20 protein-coding genes and 1 rRNA gene are annotated in these 18,134 nt (G+C 38.8%); 13 read left to right on the top strand and 8 right to left on the bottom strand.

Annotated elements, in window-relative coordinates:
- Positions 1–20: 20 nt before the first annotated feature.
- Positions 21–230 (top strand): hypothetical protein, encoded by a 210-nt coding sequence (locus CFY84_RS11235; protein ID WP_143218786.1) that lies wholly within the window; start codon positions 21–23, stop codon positions 228–230.
- 74 nt (positions 231–304) lie between these two features.
- Here CFY84_RS11235 and CFY84_RS10555 read toward each other — a convergent pair whose 3' ends face one another.
- Entirely contained in the window at positions 305–1,825 is a 1,521-nt protein-coding gene (locus CFY84_RS10555) for an OmpA family protein (protein ID WP_228149640.1), read from the bottom strand.
- A gap of 276 nt (positions 1,826–2,101) precedes the next feature.
- Between CFY84_RS10555 and aroE the strand changes: the two genes are divergently transcribed.
- Positions 2,102–2,902 carry a shikimate dehydrogenase gene (gene aroE, locus CFY84_RS10550; protein WP_088824315.1) on the top strand — a complete coding sequence of 267 codons (801 nt, stop codon included), beginning with the start codon at positions 2,102–2,104 and terminating at the stop codon, positions 2,900–2,902.
- A gap of 42 nt (positions 2,903–2,944) precedes the next feature.
- On the opposite strand, the gene hemW is transcribed toward aroE, so the two are convergent.
- Positions 2,945–4,099, bottom strand: a complete 1,155-nt coding sequence (gene hemW / locus CFY84_RS10545) for a radical SAM family heme chaperone HemW (RefSeq protein ID WP_088824314.1) — start codon at positions 4,097–4,099, stop codon at positions 2,945–2,947.
- Between the two features lie 327 nt (positions 4,100–4,426).
- On the opposite strand from hemW, the gene CFY84_RS10540 reads away from it, so the two are divergent.
- On the top strand, positions 4,427–5,773 hold the full coding sequence (locus tag CFY84_RS10540) for an MATE family efflux transporter (protein ID WP_088824313.1): 1,347 nt from the start codon (positions 4,427–4,429) through the stop codon (positions 5,771–5,773).
- A 21-nt stretch (positions 5,774–5,794) separates the two neighbouring features.
- Here CFY84_RS10540 and coaBC read toward each other — a convergent pair whose 3' ends face one another.
- A complete protein-coding gene (gene coaBC, locus CFY84_RS10535) occupies positions 5,795–7,042 on the bottom strand; it encodes a bifunctional phosphopantothenoylcysteine decarboxylase/phosphopantothenate--cysteine ligase CoaBC (RefSeq protein ID WP_088824312.1) in 1,248 nt (415 codons plus the stop codon).
- A gap of 91 nt (positions 7,043–7,133) precedes the next feature.
- Here coaBC and radC point away from each other — a divergent pair, with 91 nt between their 5' ends.
- On the top strand, positions 7,134–7,832 hold the full coding sequence (gene radC / locus CFY84_RS10530; protein ID WP_088824311.1) for a RadC family protein: 699 nt from the start codon (positions 7,134–7,136) through the stop codon (positions 7,830–7,832).
- A gap of 38 nt (positions 7,833–7,870) precedes the next feature.
- Positions 7,871–8,785 carry a bestrophin family protein gene (locus tag CFY84_RS10525; protein WP_088824310.1) on the top strand — a complete coding sequence of 305 codons (915 nt, stop codon included), beginning with the start codon at positions 7,871–7,873 and terminating at the stop codon, positions 8,783–8,785.
- Here CFY84_RS10525 and CFY84_RS10520 read toward each other — a convergent pair whose 3' ends face one another.
- Positions 8,786–9,637: a PHP domain-containing protein gene (locus CFY84_RS10520; protein ID WP_088824309.1), complete on the bottom strand. Its 852-nt coding sequence runs from the start codon at positions 9,635–9,637 to the stop codon at positions 8,786–8,788. It abuts the gene before it with no gap.
- Between the two features lie 42 nt (positions 9,638–9,679).
- On the opposite strand from CFY84_RS10520, the gene CFY84_RS10515 reads away from it, so the two are divergent.
- The 4 genes from CFY84_RS10515 to mnmC are packed head-to-tail and all read left to right on the top strand — an operon-like array spanning position 9,680 to position 12,948.
- The gene (locus CFY84_RS10515) at positions 9,680–10,294 is read left to right on the top strand and encodes a septation protein IspZ (protein ID WP_088824308.1); all 615 of its coding nucleotides are present in this window, start codon (positions 9,680–9,682) and stop codon (positions 10,292–10,294) included.
- A 9-nt stretch (positions 10,295–10,303) separates the two neighbouring features.
- The gene (locus CFY84_RS10510) at positions 10,304–10,609 is read left to right on the top strand and encodes a YciI family protein (protein WP_088824307.1); all 306 of its coding nucleotides are present in this window, start codon (positions 10,304–10,306) and stop codon (positions 10,607–10,609) included.
- Position 10,610: 1 nt separating this feature from the next.
- Positions 10,611–11,075, top strand: a complete 465-nt coding sequence (locus CFY84_RS10505; RefSeq protein ID WP_088824306.1) for a hypothetical protein — start codon at positions 10,611–10,613, stop codon at positions 11,073–11,075.
- 16 nt (positions 11,076–11,091) lie between these two features.
- Positions 11,092–12,948, top strand: coding sequence for an FAD-dependent 5-carboxymethylaminomethyl-2-thiouridine(34) oxidoreductase MnmC (mnmC, locus tag CFY84_RS10500; protein WP_088824305.1), 1,857 nt, complete (start codon positions 11,092–11,094; stop codon positions 12,946–12,948).
- Between the two features lie 23 nt (positions 12,949–12,971).
- Here mnmC and CFY84_RS10495 read toward each other — a convergent pair whose 3' ends face one another.
- Complete coding sequence (locus tag CFY84_RS10495; RefSeq protein WP_088824304.1) at positions 12,972–13,280, bottom strand: rhodanese-like domain-containing protein; 309 nt, start codon at positions 13,278–13,280, stop codon at positions 12,972–12,974.
- A gap of 91 nt (positions 13,281–13,371) precedes the next feature.
- Between CFY84_RS10495 and CFY84_RS10490 the strand changes: the two genes are divergently transcribed.
- Positions 13,372–13,860 carry a YajQ family cyclic di-GMP-binding protein gene (locus CFY84_RS10490; RefSeq protein ID WP_088824303.1) on the top strand — a complete coding sequence of 163 codons (489 nt, stop codon included), beginning with the start codon at positions 13,372–13,374 and terminating at the stop codon, positions 13,858–13,860.
- Positions 13,861–13,899: 39 nt separating this feature from the next.
- On the opposite strand, the gene CFY84_RS10485 is transcribed toward CFY84_RS10490, so the two are convergent.
- Both CFY84_RS10485 and trxC read right to left on the bottom strand, forming a co-directional pair.
- Entirely contained in the window at positions 13,900–14,277 is a 378-nt protein-coding gene (locus CFY84_RS10485; protein WP_088824302.1) for an acyl-CoA thioesterase, read from the bottom strand.
- 14 nt (positions 14,278–14,291) lie between these two features.
- Positions 14,292–14,714, bottom strand: a complete 423-nt coding sequence (gene trxC / locus CFY84_RS10480; protein ID WP_088824301.1) for a thioredoxin TrxC — start codon at positions 14,712–14,714, stop codon at positions 14,292–14,294.
- Between the two features lie 195 nt (positions 14,715–14,909).
- Here trxC and CFY84_RS10475 point away from each other — a divergent pair, with 195 nt between their 5' ends.
- The 3 genes from CFY84_RS10475 (at position 14,910) to CFY84_RS10465 (ending at position 17,951) form a co-directional block, all read left to right on the top strand.
- Entirely contained in the window at positions 14,910–15,245 is a 336-nt protein-coding gene (locus CFY84_RS10475) for a TIGR01244 family sulfur transferase (protein ID WP_088824300.1), read from the top strand.
- A 200-nt stretch (positions 15,246–15,445) separates the two neighbouring features.
- Positions 15,446–16,828, top strand: a complete 1,383-nt coding sequence (locus tag CFY84_RS10470) for a dihydrolipoyl dehydrogenase (protein ID WP_088824299.1) — start codon at positions 15,446–15,448, stop codon at positions 16,826–16,828.
- A gap of 76 nt (positions 16,829–16,904) precedes the next feature.
- Positions 16,905–17,951, top strand: coding sequence for a 5'-methylthioadenosine/S-adenosylhomocysteine nucleosidase (locus CFY84_RS10465; RefSeq protein ID WP_088824298.1), 1,047 nt, complete (start codon positions 16,905–16,907; stop codon positions 17,949–17,951).
- 102 nt (positions 17,952–18,053) lie between these two features.
- Here CFY84_RS10465 and rrf read toward each other — a convergent pair.
- Positions 18,054–18,134, bottom strand: a 5S ribosomal RNA gene (gene rrf, locus CFY84_RS11410); the annotation flags it as partial.

Raw genomic sequence — 18,134 nt, 5'->3', positions numbered from 1 at the left:
TATTATGGAGAATATCGAGCATGCCTAAAAAGCTCAACCAATACAAATGGTTAATTATGATCAGTGCATTATGCATGATGATGCTTAGCTCTATCACTGCCACACTCGCCTATACAGATGCCCTATCTGACAGTCTACTGATCAGTACAAGCGTTTTACTTGGCACCACTTTGTTCTTTACTTTGGCTTACTGCGTCATCGAAAAAATTAACGATATTTGTAACCCATAAACATCGTTTTCACATACATAAAAGCAGCCTAATTAGACCGCTTTTATTTTTTTCTTCAAATATCTATTTTTTATTTAAGAGCTTTCATGTGCTGTTGTTGTTTGAGCATGCTCTTCGTTCACCACTGCAGTTTGACCACTTCTTGTGTCAATCACTTTAAACTCAATGCGACGATTTCTAAACTTGCCTTGGTCAGTCACATTATCTGCAATTGGGTTTTCTGCACCATAACCTACCGCCTCTAATTTCTCAGGATTTACACCTTGAGTCACTAAATAATCTACTACAGATTGTGCACGGCGTTGTGATAATTTTTTATTCGCTTCAGCATTACCACTCGAATCCGTATACCCTTCTGCAATCAATTTCACGTTAGGGACATTTTTAATTAAAGTTGCTGCTGCATCTAAAATTTCTTTATTACGTGGTGGAATTTCACGTGAAGCCGTTGGGAAATTGATAATTTGAATATTTAATGCACGTGCAATAGCCTGTGGTGTTGCATCTTCACCCAATAATGCCAACGCTTGTTTACTTTCAGTGATACTGTTTGAAACAGATTGTTCAACATTCAATGGCTCTGCTGCATTCACTTTCAATTCAGGAACATGTGCTTTAATTTTATCAACCAAACCTTGTACAACATTTTTGTCTGGTGCATTAATGCTAATTTGATCGCCTTTCCAATCAATACTTGCGTTTGGTACATTTTTAATTTCAGTTAAAATAGCTTCTAATTTATCAAAGCCTGGTAATGTTTCTGCATAGACCTGATCTGTCGTCACTTCACATTTTGCTTTTGGATTAAATACTTTTGCAACCACTGCCTGAATTGCTGCAGGTACAGCATTATTACCCACATTGGCATGACACGCTTGAACTTCATTGCCTGTGCCTGACACCAAAGATAAGCTTGATGGTTCTTTATGCTGATCAACATCTGATGTACCCAAAGTCGGCTCTGAAGCACCCATTGGTTTTGGTACATCTGTTGTCACTGGCGCAACTTTTTCACATGACCGTAAAAGAAAGAAGACAATAATGGCAAGTACAGCAATGGCAGCCAAAGGCAATACTTTTCTTAAAATGCCTGGTTCATCATTTTTACGGGTATAAACATGTTGCGATGTATTGTTTTTAGCAAATAAGGTGTCTAAACCTAAAATAGGCAATAAGCCTGATGCCCATGCTGGAAACTTACTTGCAATGGCGTCAATATGACTAGATAAATAAGGAACAACTTTATCTTCACCACCGGCTTCTTGTTTTAATGCTTGCACACTCAGTGGAATGGCTTGATTAAAGAGTGACTCAATAGTAGGCACTGGCAAGCTATGATGCTTAGCAAAGCTTTGAACTAATTTTTTAACAGTTTCTTGTTCTGAAACAAATAATAATTCAAGGTTATTTACATTCGGTTCAGCATGAGTCGTCGATTTTAATCGATTAGGATGTTTATGCAAAACAGAGAGTAAAATTGGATAGAATTGTGATAATAAAGAAGATTTTTTATCGGCATCAATTTCAAGCTGATGTTGATTCACAACTTGAGGCGTCACCTTTTGTTGTAAAAGTTCAATGGGATTGATAGACATGATCATGCTCCTTTGGCGTCCCAACTTATTGTTATGTCATATAGCACTCAAATATTTATTGATCGTTCTAATTATTGGGCTATTTTTTTATGAAAACTTCATGATGTACATGAGGTTGATTATATGCTGAATGCTAGAAAATACAAAAATATAATGTTACTTTTTGCACAACATCACTTACATTATTTATTTACAAATCATTTGATTGCCTATAAATTCACAATAATTTTCTTTTTTATTCAACTATTTAATTGACTCATTCTAGGCCATAAGATCATGACATCAACACCTAAAAAGTTTGCGGTAATTGGAAACCCTATTCAACACTCACGCTCACCTGAACTACACACATCTTTTGCCAAGAGCACCCACTTAAATATAACATACGATAAACTATTCGCAGAAATTGATGCTTTTGAGCAAACCATCGAGCATTTTTTTCATACAGGTGGTCAAGGCTTAAATGTCACTGTACCATTTAAAGAACATGCTTTTCAGCGCTGTGATGTACTCACACCACGTGCAACCATTGCAAAAGCGGTGAACACCTTATGGATGGAAAACCAAAAGTTATATGGTGACAACACAGATGGACAAGGTTTGGTTGATGCTATATTGACGTTAAAATGGCCATTAAAAGACAGTCGAATTTTAATTTTAGGTGCAGGTGGCGCAACACGTGGGGTGGTATATCCTCTTGCGATGGCTGGCGCAAAACAGATTGTCATTGCAAACCGAACCCTTGCACGTGCAGAACAACTCATTCAAGATGTTGCACCTGCATTACCCACCACAACATCGCTTGAGGCCATTGCGCTTGATCAATTACAAGGTTCATTTGACATTGTGATCAATGCGACCTCAGCATCACTCACAGGTGATGCCCTAAATTTACCTGCTACACTTGAATTTTCATATGCCTATGAAATGGCATATGGTAAGCCATCGACTTTTTTAGATCAGGCAAAAGCGCGAGCTGTTCCAACAAGTGATGGCTTTGGAATGTTAGTTGGACAAGCCATCGAGTCATTTTATATTTGGAATGGCGTTAAGCCTGCATTAAAAGATTTTATTTAACCAAATAATATTTAATTTGAGGTTTGATCAATCAAACCTCAATTATAAAAAAGACTCAAGCACGGTATTTAAAAACTGATGCCCATGGCTTGTACAAGCCAAAGTATCAGCTTGATCTAACATCAAGCCTTTTTGCTGTAAATGATGCACTTGTGTAGCAATGGTGTCGAAATGGATGCCTGTACGTGCAGCATAAAATGATTGTGGTACACCTGTATTTAAACGTAATGCATTCATCATAAATTCAAAAGGCAAATCATCAGCTTGAACTTGTTGAAACTGCACCATGGCAGCGGGGGTTTGTGACAAATAATCTTTTGGCATACGTGTTTTTTGAAATCGATAAACCCCATCTGCTTGTGTGACCTTGCCATGCGCCCCTGCCCCAATGGCTAAATAGTCACCAAACTGCCAATAATTTACATTATGCTGAGATGGTGCTTCTTTACGCCATGCAGATACTTCATATTGAATAAAACCCTGTGCACGTAAATAAGCTTCTCCGCTAGATTGAATATCAAATAAAGTTGATTCATCCGGTAAAGTAGGCTGCGTACGGAAGAATACCGTATTGGGCTCAATGGTTAGTTGATACCATGAAATATGTGTTGCACCGGCTTCAACAGCTTGCTTTAAATCAAATAATGCTTGGTCAAGCGTTTGTTCAGGTAAGCCATGCATCAAGTCAACATTTAAACGTTCAAAACCCGCAAGTTTGGCATTCTCAATGGCACTGACTGCATGAGCTGCAGAATGAATTCGACCTAAACGCTGTAAATGATCCGCATCAAATGTCTGCACACCAAGTGATAAGCGATTGATGCCAACAGCCAAATAATCTTCAAAAGGTTGATGCTCTAAAGTGCCTGGATTTGCTTCTAATGTAATTTCACATGAGGCTGTAAAGGTTAATCGAGCTTTAAGTTGCTGAAATAACCATTCATATCCTGCAGCTGAGATCAATGATGGCGTGCCTCCACCAATAAAAACACTTTCAATTTCTCGGCCTTGAGCATAAGCCACTTGCGTTTCAAAATCAGCCACTAATGCAGCCAAATAAGACTGCTCAAGAGAATCTGATAAAGCTCCATCTGGCACAGTATGTGAATTAAAGTCACAATATGGGCATTTTTTCACACACCATGGCATGTGAATATATAACGAAAGGGGAATATTTTGCGGGATCAATGAAGTCAAAAAAGTACTCTATGCGACATAAAATTCATCAGCGCAAATATTATCATGCCCTCAATCATTTTGAAGTTTTTATTCAAAGGAATCATGTCATGTTATTTGAACAGCAGGTTGGTCTATAATGCAACCATTTACGCAGCAACCAACTTAAAATGAACCACAAATTGGTACTTATTTTTATATAAAATGATTGCATGGCAGATTAAATTTCGCCGCATAATGATTCAAGAAGAATTAATTTTGCCATCATAAAAGTCATTCTATGACATTGGCAGTACTTCAAAACTTTCATCATTAAAATAATGACATGTTATGAATTAAGGATACCCCATGCAAATTGCTTCAACATGGAATGAGCTCAAACGATTATTTGGGCTGATGATCCCGATTTTAATTACGCAATTTGCGCAAGCAGGCTTAGGTTTTATTGATACCATTATGGCTGGACGGTTTTCTTCAATCGATTTGGCTGCCATCGCGGTTGGTGTTGGAATTTGGCTGCCTGTCATGTTGTTATTCACAGGAATCATTTTAGCCACCACCCCTTTGGTTGCAGAAGCCACAGGTGCAAAGCAACGACATCAATTGGCAGCTTTGGTACAACATGCCATGCGTTTAGCCGCCATCTTAGGTCTGGTTGCCTTTGTCATTTTGCAACTGATGCCACTCTTACTTCCTTGGTTAAAAGTACCTGCTTCGCTTCATCCTAAAGCAAGCCTATTTTTGCACAGCATTGCGTTTGGTTTACCTGCTGTATGTATATATACCGTATTGCGCTGTTATTCTGAAGCACTGGGTTACCCTCGCCCTGTGACTTTCTTGAGTTTGGCATCACTTGTGGTGTTGGTTCCATTAAATTATTTATTTATGCATGGCATCGGTCCATTGCCTGCACTTGGCAGTGCTGGCTGCGGAATTGCAACTGCTGTTTTACAATGGTTAATGCTATTGTGCTTAGCAACTTATATTTCTAAAGCATCAATTTATCAAGAAGATGGCATTTTTTCTCAATGGCAACCCTTTTCTAAAGCACTTATTCAAAAAGTCTTTTTTTTAGGATTGCCCATCGGATTAGCGCTGTTTTTTGAAGTCAGTGTATTTTCAATGGCTGCGATCATCATTAGTGTGCTTGGTGAAACAGTGGTTGCAGCACATCAAATTGCGATTTCTATTACAAGCCAATTGTTTACTATTCCTTTATCCCTAGGCATTGCACTGAGCATTCGAGTAGGAACATATTATGGCGAAAAAAACTGGGCAGCATTAAAACAAATTCAAATTCTAGGTTTAATCACGGCTGCAAGTATGGCATTTTTGATTATGGCATTTTTAATTGTCTTTAAATCAGAATTAACCGCGCTATATACTGATGATGCCCATGTTGCCACCATTACCATCTATTTACTTAGCTTTTGTGTCATGTATCAATTGGTCGATGGATTACAAATGAGTGCATCAGGTTGTTTGCGTGGTATGCAAGATACCAAGTCACCGATGTGGGTCACATTATTTGCTTATTGGGGCATTACATTACCTTTGAGTATTTATTGGATTCGCTTTAATGGACAAGGTGCAGAATTTATTTGGATTGGCTTAATTATTGGTTTATCTATAGCCTGTGTTTTATTACTTGCTCGGCTGTATTATTTAAATAAAACACGATTAAGCAACCAATAACTTGGCTGCTTAATCATTATATTAAGCTTGTGTTTGAAGTGCCTGTGCAATTGACTCAACCAATGCATGCGCAATCTCAAGTTTAGGTGCTTTCTCTAAAGTGCGTGCAGGCATGGCATACTTCTTAGCAAAAAACACCACCATTGCATTATCATCAGAAGCAAAGCCAATGTCTTTACGCGAGACATCGTTACAAGCAATCATATCTAACTTTTTATTGACCAATTTGCCATTGGCATAATCTTCAAGATGCTGTGTTTCTGCTGCAAAACCCACCATAAATGGACGCTGGGCTTGTTCTGCAATTGTTGCAACAATATCTGGGTTTTTCACCAATTCTAAATCTAAAGTATCACCAATTTTTTTAATTTTTTGTGTTGCAATGTCATCGACACGGTAATCCGCCACAGCAGCTGTTGCAATGAAGATATCACAGCCTGTCTCGAGTGCATCCATGCTTTGCGCGAGCATGTCTGCTGCTGACACCACATTCTTTCGCTTGACCCCATATGGTGTACTTAAACATACTGGCCCTGCAATTAAAGTGACCTCAGCTCCTGCCGCATAACAGGCCTCTGCCAAAGCAAATCCCATTTTACCTGTGCTTTGATTTGAAATATAACGCACAGGATCAATCGCCTCACGTGTTGGTCCTGCGGTAATTGCCACACGTTTACCCGCCAACATGCCAAGCGATGTTGTATTTTGTGTTTGCTGAAAATAAGCATGAACCTGTTCTGCAATGACTTCAGGCTCAGGCATACGGCCTAATCCAACATCGCCACATGCTTGTGCACCTGAATCAGGGGTAATAATATGTACACCGTCTGCTTTTAAAATCGATAAATTCCGTTGTGTAGATTTTGCAGCCCACATTTGCTGATTCATCGCAGGTGCAATCCATACTGGTGCTTTAGTGGCCAAATACAATGTCGACAGCAAGTCATCTGCTAGACCATGTGCACATCTTGCAATGGTATTACAGCTGGCAGGTGCAACTAAAACCAAGTCAGCCCAGCGTGCGAGCTCAATGTGCCCCATGCCTGCTTCTGCATCTGAATCTAACAATGCGGTATGTACAGAATTTCCAGACAATGCTTGGAATGTGAGCGGTGTAATAAAGGCCTGCGCCCCTTGGGTCATGACCACACGCACATGAAAACCATAATCTTTCAAACGGCGAACCAATATCGCGCTTTTATAGGCAGCAATGCCACCTGTAACCGCCAAGATAATGTTTTTACTTGAATTTATTTCTAAATAATTCACAAACAGACTACTCTTTGTCTTGCAGTGAGGTGAACAATAGCATTAAATAGAGATTCTCCCAAGTGTAAAGCACAGCAAACGGTATCTACGAATGCATCCTCTTCACTGTTCTATCAAATCATGGCCTGTACAAGAGCGTCCACGTGAACGCTTACTCAAACAAGGTGCAGAAAGTTTATCCGATGCTGAATTATTGGCAATTTTTCTACGATCTGGCTCAAAACAACACTCAGCAGTTGAGCTTTCACGACAATTGATTCAGCATTTTGGCGGCTTAAATCCAATTTTTGATTGTTCAATGGCTGACCTCACGGCTTTTCATGGCATTGGGAGCACCAAGTATGCACAGCTCATGGCAGTGAAAGAATTGGGACGGCGTTATGTCGAGAATGATTATTCATCGGGTAAACAGTCTTTTGATTGTGCAGAAAACGTCATCAAATTTTTACGTTATCAGCTACAAGGAGAGAAACAAGAAGTCTTTGCTGTATTGTGTTTAGATGCGGATTTAAATCAATTACACTTTAAAAAGCTGTTTTTTGGATCGCTGAATCAATGCCATTTTTCCATGAATACCTTTACTCGCTACATCATTGAATCTCATGCATCACAAATTATTATTTGCCATACGCATCCATTTGCTGTTGCCAAGCCATCTCAATCTGACCTTCAGCTCACCAAGAAAATTCAGCAGACTTGTCATTTACTTGAAATTAATTTAATTGATCATTGTATAATATCGCCAACCAGTTCATTCTCTTTCTTAGAACATGGTTTAATTACACATTAATATTTACATTACCATGAGGTTAACACCCGTATTTTAATATGATCATTCGCGATAAAAATAACATTTTCAAAATCTTGTTTGCATGGAAAGGAACCGTATTGCCTCAAGTCGTCCCGCAAATGATGATGTTATTTATCATCTCACTTGTGGTTGAGGTTTTATCTTTTTTGCAGATCATTCACGTCCCGCAAATTCCAACTAGCGGTGGCTTTACTATTTTTGGCGTCATTATTTCAATTTTTTTAGTGTTCAGAAACAATGCAAGCTATGACAGATGGTGGGAAGGTCGTAAGCTGTGGGGCTCGCTCATTGCAAGCTCAAGGCATTTAGACCGTAACAGCAAAGTATTGCCTGCTGCACGGCGAGAATGTTTAATTCATCATACCATTGCCTTTGCCAATGTATTGCGTGATCGTTTACGTCAACAAACTGCTGACCTTGAACAATTCATCGAAACCTTACAGCTCGATCAAGAAACACTCTTGTATTTAGACCAACACGTTAATGCACCACAATACATTTTGGGCTTAATGCAAGAAGAATTACTTGCGTCTTACCGAGCGGGTGAAATTAGCGATATTTTTTATACCCAAGTCAATACGCATATTATTGAGCTAGGCGCAGTCCAATCAGGTTGTGATCGTATTGCAAGTACCCCATTGCCTTATGCATATTTGGTGCTGCTTAACCGTGCTGTGTATTGTTTTTGTTTTCTATTGCCTTTTTGCCTTGGCTCTGTACTTGGTTTATTTACGCCTTTATTGGTATGTTTATTGGCATATTTGTTTTTAGGTTTAGATAAACTTGGTGCGGAATTAGAAGAACCTTTTGGTGTACAAAATAATGACTTACCTCTTGACTCTATCGTGCGATTAATTGAACGTGAATTATTAACTTCTTTGGGACAGCCATTACCACCGCCCATCGAAGTTAAAAATCATAATCTTTTATAATCAACTAAATGCTTCCCACACACCCAACTGATGTGGCTTTGGCTGAGGCGTATGTCCAAGCTTTAGCCAAGGCATATGGGAACCATGAAAATCACTTCCAATAGAAACTTTTAAACTAAACTGCTCGGCTAAACGATCAATCATTTGCCGTGTCGATGCTGGTTCAGACATGGGTGGGAGTTCAATTGCATGACCACCATGCTGTGCAAATCGCTCCACCATATAACGTACATTGGTTGCAGATAAGTTATATTTGGTCGGATGTGCTAAAACTGAAATACCTTTCGCCTCTTGAATTGCACAGATTGTTTCTTCTAAACTGAGCCAATTAAATGCAACAAATGCAGGCTTGCCTTCTTTCAAAAAGCGATCAAATGCTTGTTGCAGTCGATTCACAACACGGTTTGCTAAAAGTGCTTGAGCAATATGACTTCGGGTAATCCGATCTGCATGTCCATCTGCCATTGCTAAGATCTCAGGATAAAAGTCATGCTTCAATATTTTTTCGAGTTTTTCACAAATCTGTTGTGCGCGAATGGCCCGAACATGTTTTTGCTGATTTAATACGTGATCTAGTGATGCTGGCTCAGCCATATTTAATGCCACAATATGCACACCATACACTTTATTGGTCGATGGTCTTGACCATTGGCTGGATATTTCTACCCCAGGAATGATGCGTATACCACATTCAGCAGCCGCAATTTGGGCCCGCTGAACGCCATCCATTGAATCATGGTCAGTTAATGCTAAAGTATGCAGCCCAGTTGCAAATGCTTTTTGCACTAAGGCTTCAGGGGTTAACTCACCATCAGAAATATTGCTATGTGTATGTAAATCGATACTCTGCATATTATACTATACGACTCGCGAGATAGGATTAAACACTTTAACATGAAAGCACTTTTGGACTTTATTCCCCTCATCATTTTTTTCTATTTTTATAAAACTGTTGATCCTAAAAATACACATCATCCAATTTTAGAATTGATTGGTTCAACAGGTGGGGTGGATAATAACAATATTTTGGTGGCAACAGCAGCACTGATTATCTCAATGGTTGTGGTTTATACTGCCCTTTTTGTCTTTCAAAAGTTCCGTCTAGAAAAACAGCAGTGGCTGATTCTATTTATGACCGTCATTTTTGGCGGTATTACGCTCATGCTTAGTGATGACTTCTATATCCGCTTAAAAGCTGTGCTATTAAACATTTTATTTGCAGGCGCTTTTTTACTTTCTCCACTCTTTAATAAACAAGGTATCCCACTGATTCAACGTTTATTTGGTCCATTTTTAGAATTAACAACGAAAGGATGGCGCAATTTAAACTATGCATGGGCTGCAATGTTTATTGTGATGTCATCTTTGCATATTTTCTTTGCATTTTTATTTATGCAAGGCAAATATTGGGGTGAATTTACCTCATTTGGCGATATGATTGTGATGTTCTCTTTTATCATTATTCAATTTATTATTTTAAGAAAACATTTCAAAAACCCTGAACAATAAGGATATCTCATGGCTTTATTTATTGTGACATGCACAGATCATGACAATGTACTAGAAAAACGATTTGCTGCACGACCAGCACATCTCAAACGCTTAGAACAGCTACAAGAAGATGGTGGATTAATTTTAGCAGGCCCAATGCCTAAAAATGCAGACGACTTAAGTGCAGGTTTTTATGGCAGCACCTTAGTTGTTGATTTTCCAAGCCGTGAAGCCTTAGATGAATGGCTAAAACAAGAGCCTTACTTGGAAGCAGGTGTATATAAAGACATTGATGTTAAACCATTTATCCAAGTTTTCCCTACAGGGTCATAATATGCGTGTTTTTGTGGCAAGTTTTAGCAGTCTTGTATTGTTGACCTCTTCTCTTGCTTGGGCAGAGCCCAATCCGGTTACCACAACAGGTGCAGTAACACCAATACCTCAAACTGTAGGTACTGCACCTGCAAAACCTGTGGTGAATGCCAATCCATCACTCGTTGAGCCTAACTCTCCTGCTCAATTGGCCCAAAAAAAAGCAGAAGAAGATGCAAAAATTAAAGCTTTGGTGAAAAATCAAGAGTCACGTATGCAGCAACTTGAAAAAGCCAACTTAGCTGCATTGGCTGAAAACCAAGCTTTACAGCTCAAAACCGACAATCTTGGTGTACAAGTACAAGTTTTGCAAAGTGAACGTACAGCACAACTCTTTATGTATGGTGCAGCAACACTTGGCATTGGTGTCTTAATTGGTTTTTTATTGGCAGGCTATATTTATACCAAACGTCGTCGCCAGTGGTAATTGCAAGGATTCTTTAGTGTTTGGTCGTATCGAAACAGCAGAACTGACATGGCAGCATATTGATGGCATTGATATTCCAGTATCAACTCAATTCGGTGATGTTTATTTTTCTAAAGACAATGGGTTATTAGAAACACGTCATGTCTTTTTAGCAGGAAATGACTTAGACACACGATTAAGCCAACTCACATCCCATGACTATTTTACTGTAGCTGAAACAGGTTTTGGTACAGGGCTAAATATTTTGGCCCTTTGGCAACTATGGCAACGTGTTCGACCAGACAATCAGAGCCATTTACATGCCATGAGTGTTGAAAAATACCCTCTCACCAAGCACGATTTAACCCGTGCTTTAGCAGCATGGCCTGAACTCAAACCTTTAGCAGACAGCTTACTTGAGCAATATCCTCAGTTAACACCAGGTTGCCATCGATTACATTTCCCAAATGAACGTTTTAGTCTAGATTTATGGTTAGGCGATGCAGAAGATATCTTTCCATTGATTCATAAAACACGGGCTATCAATGCATGGTTTTTAGATGGTTTTGCACCGTCGTGTAATCCTGAATTATGGCAAGAACATATTTTAAAGCACGTGGTGCGGTTGTCAGGTACAGGAACAACATTTGCATCATTTAGTGTTGCAGGTATTTTAAAACGTGGTTTAACCGACTATGGCGTCAGTATTACACGACCAAAAGGTTTTGGTCATAAACGTCAAATGCTAAAAGGTATTTACTTTCCTGAGCATGTCAGCACCACCCATCCACATCAACCATTAAATATTGCTATTGTTGGTGCAGGTATTGCAGGCTTAACTGCAGCTTGGGCATTTGCACAGCGTGGATGCCATATCCAAATTTTTGAACAACATACACCATTGTCGGGTGCATCAGGCAACCCACTTGCATTACTCAATCCTAAGCTGTGTCCAATATCACAAGCCCATAAACATTTAATGGTGCTCAGTTGGCAGTATGCTCTAGCGCATTACTCTCAATTTAACGCATTTACCCCGATTTCAGTGCAACAAAGTGATTTAAAACACACAGGTGAATTTATAGTACGGCAACAAGAATATCCTAAGCAGACACTCACTACAGTGTCCGATCAAACGCACGGCATGTTTCAGTCTGACTATCAAGCAGGTAAATTAAATCAAGCAGGTTACATTCTACCCGAACAACTTAAAGAGCAAATTCTACAACATCCAAAAATCACGTTGCATCAAGCTCAAATTGCTTCCTTAAAAGAACATGAACACTCTGTGGTGTTAGAAAGTACGACAGGAACAAGTTATCATGCGGATCGTGTCATCTCGTGTGTTGCTGAACAAAGTCAGCACATCATTCCTACACATCCTACATTAAAACCCATCCGAGGTCAGGTCAGTTGGTTTAAGCTCGAAAAAGACAATAGACCTGACATCGCATATAGCTATGGCGGATATATCGCACCTTTAAGTGTAGATCAGTTAATTATCGGGGCATCATTTCAGCCCAACTGTACAGATAAAACAGTTACTATGGATGACCATCAACATAATCTGCGTTTAATCCAGTCAGTTTACCCTCATTTTGCAGCAAAGCTTCCTGAGTTAAGCGTATGGCAAGGTCGGGCGAGCTTGCGTGCACAAACAGCCGATTATTTGCCTGTGGTCGGCTCAATCAGCGATCGCGATCAGATTTATACCTTTTCAGGTTTAGGGTCTAAGGGCTTTTTATTTGCCCCATTGTGTGCTGAATTATTGGTTGCAGAGATCTTAGGAGAGCTCATGCCAATGCCTGTGACGTTATATAACAAATTATCTCCACGTCGTTTTCAAAAGAAAGTTAAACCTAAAAAACCGTATTATCGATCAGCTCATCAATAAAAAAGCGCCTCGAGGCGCTTTTTTTATGATTGGGTTTCAATGCCCGCAGCTTTCACTGCACGCATGCCACCCATGAGAACCACATATTCTCGACTACTGTCTAAATGATCTAATATTTCAGCTGCACGAGGCGCTTTACTTCCCCCACCACATAAAATATAAATAGGCTGATCCGCTGCAACATTTGCTAAACTGTCTTTAGTCAAAGTATCTATCGGCTGATTAACGGCTGCTTTTAAATGACTTTCTGCATATGCATTTTCATCACGAACATCCCAAATAATGGCCTCATTTGGAAAGTCAAATGTTGTAATTTCTTGTTTACGGATCATTCTTTACTCCTTTTATATAAACAACACTTGGCAAATCAAGAAAACCCTCTTAGCATCTCAGATATGTCATCCATTTGTAAAGGTATAAGATATGCCATCTTTTGATATTGTATCTGAATTAGAAACTTTTGAAGTAAACCATGCGGTACAAAACACGCAAAAAGAAATCGCAACTCGTTTTGATTTTCGTGGGCAAGATGTCACCATTGAGTTGAACGAAAAAGCCAAAGAAATTAAGCTCTCAACAGAAAGTGATTTTCAATGTGAACAAGTTTATGCCATGCTCGAAGGACATTTTTTCAAAAGAAAAATTGATATCCAAGCATTAGATCCGCAAAAAGCAGCACCATCAGGTAAGCATTTTGTACAAATCATTAAGCTGAAAGATGGTTTAGACAGTGATACTGCCAAAAAAATCAACAAAGCGATTAAAGAAAGCGGTATCAAAGCACAATCATCGATTCAAGGCGATAAAATCCGTGTAACTGATAAAAAAAGAGATACATTACAACAAGTAATGACTTTTTTACGTGATCAGCAATTTGGTATTCCGTTGCAATTTAATAATTTTAAAGATTAATTATCTTCATAAAAAAGCCCAATTGATGGGCTTTTTTATTTATTTGGCGATGATTCTTTTATGTCCATCACCATCAATTGCAACAAATGTAAAAATTCCTGCAGTTACCCGTCTTGCTTCGCGTGAACTGTCATGACTGTCCCAAACTTCAATCTGAATTTGAATCGAAGTGTTACCCACTTTTAAAATTTTAGTATAGCAACTGATGACATCACCTACTTTCACAGGCACAAGAAAAGACATTTCATTAATTGCAATGGTAGCGCAGCGCCCTTGGCTTAAACGTTCAGCGTGAATTGCCCCCGCTAAATCCATTTGTGACACAATCCAACCACCAAACACATTACCACTCCAATTGGTGTCTGCAGGCATTGCAATGGTTTGTAGCGATAAAATACCTTCGGGTGTTTTAGACATAAAATGACTCCTTATTATTTTAATTGTTGCGTAACCCAAGCTTGAATATCTTGGCTTTTTAACGAGCCACTAATCCGTGACACTTCCGTTGTTTTATTCATTAATACTAACGTAGGAATGCTTCGAATATTAAACGCTTGGCTTAAACGTGGATTTTTTTCAGTATCAATTTTGGCAAAAATAACATGATCAAACTGTGCAGCAGCATGTTGAAAGTGTGGCGCCATTGCACGACATGGTCCGCACCACTCAGCCCACAAGTCAATCATCACAGGTAAATCAGTATTTTGAATGAATGTACTGAAATTTTGCTCGTTTAACTCAATAGCATGGTCTGGCACTAATGCAGTTTGACACTGACCACAAGTCGGTTTCTCTGACAGTTTTTCAGCAGGTACACGGTTTTTTGCTAGACATGAAGCACAAACAATTATCATATTTAAATCAAAGTAAATTTTTCTCTACTATAACTGATTCATTTCAACAACAAAAACCTTTCCCGCTTTATCAAACTGATTTTCAATATGAATCGCCATAAAAAAAAGAAAGCTGATACAATCATTAAATCTATTTTTCATATAATTTATGATAAAACATTAGCTGTTATTTAATTTTTTAAAATGGAGTCCGTTATGAGTGAAGATGTTGGTTTTGCAGGACAAATCACACCTGAACAAGTTGTGCAAGTGGTTGAAAAAGGCTTTAAATCTGTAATCAATAACCGTCCTGATTTAGAAGCTGGGGACAGCCAACCCACTAGTGCGGATTTAGAAGTTGCTGCACGTAATGCAGGGTTAGATTATGTTTATCAACCTATTGTAGCAGGACAAATTACTGAACTTGATGTACGTAATTTTGCCAATCATTATAATGAGTTGCCTAAACCTATTTTAATGTTTTGTAGAACAGGAAATCGTTCAAATAACCTGTACCAACTTGCAAAACAGATGGATTTATTAGACGACTAACATTTCAAAACATCTCTACATGACATGTCTGTTGAATATTTCATGTAGAGCATTCCTCAAATCTCATGCTGAATTCAGACACGACGTGACACCCTTGTATAGAAACATTCGATCTGTGTAAAAAAATGCAACCGATTAAGTTATGCCTAGCAAACTTGTTTATATTGAATTGATCATCTCTCAAACAATGAATAACAACTATGAGCTACGATCTAATAATTATTGGTGCAGGTACTGCAGGCATCAGCGCGTATACTGCTGCAAAACGACAAACAGATAACTTACTGATTATTAATGATGGTCCTTGGGACACCACCTGTGCGCGTGTGGGCTGTATGCCAAGCAAGGTGTTGATTGCAAGTGCAAACCAATATCATGATGCCAAGAACTTATCAAAAGTCGGTATTCAAGCTGAGCTGCAAGCTGATTTATCAGGCGTTTTACCACGAGTCAGAGAATATCGTGATCGTTTCACCAGTGGTATGCAAAAAACTGTTGATGGTTGGAAAGCAGAACACAAAATAAATGGTAAAGCGCGTTTTATCAATCACAATACTGTCGAAGTAAACGGGCAACAATATCAAGCAAAGGCATTTATTATTGCAGTAGGCACCACACCACGTCCAAATGATGAATGGCAGCAAGCGATTGGTGATCGTTTATTAACTACAGACACAATTTTTGAATTAGAACAACTACCGTCCTCTATTGCTGTCATTGGTAGTGGTGCAATTTCAACTGAGCTTGCTTTGGCTTTAAATCAATTGGGTGTAGAGACAACTGTATTTTCACGCGGTAAAAATATTGCCAATGCCACAAGTCCAAAAATTCAAGAATTGATTAACACAGCATTACAGCCTCAGCTTAATGTATTATTTGAAACCACTCCTGAATCATTTGAACTGAAAGACAATCAAGTTCAAGTTCATTTTAATCAGGGTGATGAAAAAAAGAGTATTGCTGTAGATTACGTATTAAATGCCACAGGTCGAGTATCTTTGCTTGATGGTTTAGCACTCGATCAAATTGATCCATCTTATGATGACATTAAAAGCTTACCTATTAATGAATATACCAAACAATTGGCTGACCGCCCTATATTCATTGTTGGTGATGCGCACACCACAACGCCTGTTCAACATGAAGCATCAAATGAAGGTAAAATTGCTGTAAAAAATGTATTTAGTTACCCTGAAGTCAAACAGGGTAAAGATTTAGCACCTTTATCCATTGTGTTTTCATCGCCAGAAATAGCCCTTGTTGGTCAGTCATACCAACAGCTTAAAGACAATAACATTGATTTTGAAGTGGGTTTTGCATCTTATGAAAGCCAAGGCCGTGCAACTGTGCTTGGAAAAAATGTAGGAGGTATTGAGGTTTATGTGGATAAAGCCAGCCAAGTATTTTTGGGTGCAGAAATTTTTGTGACAGATGGTGAGCATCTCGCACACCTTTTAGCATGGATTTTAAATCAAAAACCAACTATCAGTGATATTTTGAGTCAGCCTTTTTACCACCCAACGCTTGAAGAAGGTGTAAGAACCGCCTTTCGCGATGTTAAATACAAGTTAAAATCATCGTAATTTAGATTTAAACTCTACACCTAATGATTTTATATTATGATATCCAAGCTTAAATCACTATGTGTAGAGAATCTCCATGCAGCTTAAAAAATTACTGACTGTTCTTGGTACTGTCGGCATTGTGGCAAGCCTTGCGGCTTGTTCATCAATGAACACCACAAAAAAAACATTTGTTCCTGTAACTACTTCCCCACAATACCTGACAGATTCAACACCTAGACTTGGTATTATTGCTGCATTTGGACAAGAAGCAGACTTGCTACTTGCATCCATGACCGATAAAAAAGACTATTTGATTCGCGGTAAAAAATTCACCACAGGTCAGTTAGAAAATAAAGCAGTGGTCATTACCTTAAGCGGTATTAGTATGACAAATGCAGCCATGACTACTCAGCTTTTATCAGACCATTTCCAAGTTAAAGGTTTAGTTTTTAGTGGTATTGCAGGCAGCTTAAACCCGAATTATCATGTTGGTGATGTGGTAATTGCAAAAGGTTGGATGGCGCCAAATGAAATTTATTTTGCCAATACCACAGACCTCCCTTCAGCTTGTGGCTCAGCGGGTGATGTGTCTTGTTTAGGTTTGGCATTGGATCAGTCGATTCCACCTTATCAACAACAGTTCTTCCGTCAAACCAATGTCATTAATGCTGCAAATTATCAGAATGTCGCATTAACTACAAAAATTGGTGATCAAAATATTCCTGTAGCCTATGGCGAAATGAAAAGTAGTTTTGCTGTTGATGCCAACATGTGGAACATCGCCAATACAATTCACTCAAATATTCCATTAGAAGCGATTTGTAGCGATAAAAATAACTGTTATCAACCTAAAATTGTCATGGGACAGCGTGGTATTTCAAGTGGTTCATTCTTAGCCAATGCAAAATACCGTGACTATCTGCACACAACCATGCAAGGTGATTATGTAGATATGGAAACAGCAGCGGTCGCACAAGTGGCATATGCCAACGATATTCCATTCATTGCCTTCCGTAGTTTATCTGATTTAGCCGGTGCTGATCACGACCCAAATGTGGCTGCTTTTTTTGGTTCAGGTGTTGCACAGCGTAACGCAGCAAAATTAACCATTGGTTTTGTGAAAGAGTGGAACATTCGTTAACTGATCATTGTAATTAAAGAGGTCTATTTGACCTCTTTTTTCATTATAAAATAACGCATATAAAAAAAGCCCCCTCGATTGAGGGGGCTTTTAGGAATAAGATGCTGGCGATGACTTACTCTCACATGGGTAATCCCACACTACCATCAGCGCAAAGAGGTTTCACTTCTGAGTTCGGGAAGG

It is taken from the genome of Acinetobacter apis (assembly GCF_900197575.1).
GTDB classification, from domain to species: domain Bacteria; phylum Pseudomonadota; class Gammaproteobacteria; order Pseudomonadales; family Moraxellaceae; genus Acinetobacter; species Acinetobacter apis.
Note: the sequence above shows the minus strand (reverse complement) of the source record. Positions and strands in the feature narration are given on the sequence as shown.